Origin of the sequence: Streptomyces sp. NPDC048106 (assembly GCF_040706415.1) — a bacterium.
GTDB lineage: Bacteria > Actinomycetota > Actinomycetes > Streptomycetales > Streptomycetaceae > Streptomyces.
This window is the reverse complement of sequence record NZ_JBEZND010000110.1, coordinates 1-1,491: the sequence shown is the minus strand read 5'-3', so window position 1 is coordinate 1,491 and position 1,491 is coordinate 1. Positions and strand designations below refer to the sequence as shown.

The 1,491-nt window shown below is 67.3% G+C and carries 1 protein-coding gene and 1 pseudogene; both read left to right on the top strand.

The annotated features are described in order from the left end of the window. A pseudogene (locus tag AB0927_RS40945) lies at window positions 1-437 on the top strand (alpha-1,4-glucan--maltose-1-phosphate maltosyltransferase); the annotation flags it as partial. Next, a partial coding sequence (locus tag AB0927_RS40940) for an alpha-amylase family glycosyl hydrolase (RefSeq protein WP_366672960.1) occupies window positions 434-1,491 on the top strand: 1,058 nt, incomplete at its 3' end. The pseudogene AB0927_RS40945 and the gene AB0927_RS40940, both read left to right, overlap by 4 nt.

Below are 1,491 nucleotides of genomic sequence, written 5' to 3'. Positions count from 1 at the left end.
ACTCCGAGAAGTACCAACTACGGCCCCGCGACTGGGAGTCCGCCGCCCGCGAGGGCCGCACCATCGCACCGCTCATCACCCGCCTCAACACCGTCAGAAGGCGGAGCCCCGCCCTGCGGCAACTGCGTGACCTGCACTTCCACCATGCCGACAAGGACGCGGTGATCGCCTACTCCAAGCGCGCGGGACCGAACACGGTTCTGGTCGTCGCCAACCTCGACCCCCACCACACCCAGGAGGCCACGGTCTCGTTGGACATGCCGCGACTCGGCCTGGACTGGCACGAGTCGGTGCCGGTGCGCGACGAGCTGACCGGCGAGACCTACCACTGGGGCAGGGCCAACTACGTGCGCCTGGAACCGGGTCTGAGGCCCGCGCACGTCTTCACCGTCCTGCGACCGTCCACCCCGCAGACCGGAGGGTCACCCACCATATGAGCGTCAACGAGCCCGTCCCGGACACCTTCGCGGACACCCCGGCCCGGGACCGGGACCCGGACTGGTTCAAGCGTGCCGTCTTCTACGAGGTCCTGGTCCGCTCCTTCCAGGACAGCGACGGGGACGGCGTCGGCGACCTCAAGGGCCTGACCGCCAAGCTCGACTACCTCCAGTGGCTCGGCGTCGACTGCCTGTGGCTCCCGCCGTTCTTCAAGTCGCCCTTGAGAGACGGCGGTTACGACGTCTCCGACTACACCGCCGTGCTCCCCGAGTTCGGCGACCTCGCCGACTTCGTGGAGTTCGTGGACGCCGCCCACCAGCGCGGCATGCGCGTGATCATCGACTTCGTCATGAACCACACCAGCGACCAGCACCCGTGGTTCCAGGAGTCCAGGCGGGATCCGGACGGACCGTACGGCGACTACTACGTCTGGGCCGACGACGACAAGCAGTACAGGGACGCCCGCATCATCTTCGTGGACACCGAGGCGTCCAACTGGACGTACGACCCGGTACGCAAGCAGTACTACTGGCACCGCTTCTTCTCGCACCAGCCGGACCTCAACTACGAGAACCCGGCGGTGCGGGAGGAGATGCTCTCCGCGCTGAAGTTCTGGCTGGACCTCGGCATCGACGGGTTCCGGCTGGACGCGGTGCCGTACCTGTACCAGCGCGAGGGCACCAACTGCGAGAACCTGCCCGCCACCCACGAGTTCCTGAAGCGGGTGCGCAAGGAGATCGACACCCAGTACCCGGACACCGTGCTGCTGGCGGAGGCCAACCAGTGGCCCGAGGACGTGGTCGACTACTTCGGGGACTACCCGAGCGGCGGCGACGAGTGCCACATGGCGTTCCACTTCCCCGTCATGCCGCGCATCTTCATGGCCGTCCGGCGCGAGTCGCGCCACCCCGTCTCGGAGATCCTCGCCAAGACCCCCGCGATCCCCTCCGGCTGCCAGTGGGGCATCTTCCTGCGCAACCACGACGAGCTGACCCTGGAGATGGTCACCGACGAGGAACGCGACTACATGTGGGCCGAGTACGCCAAGGACCC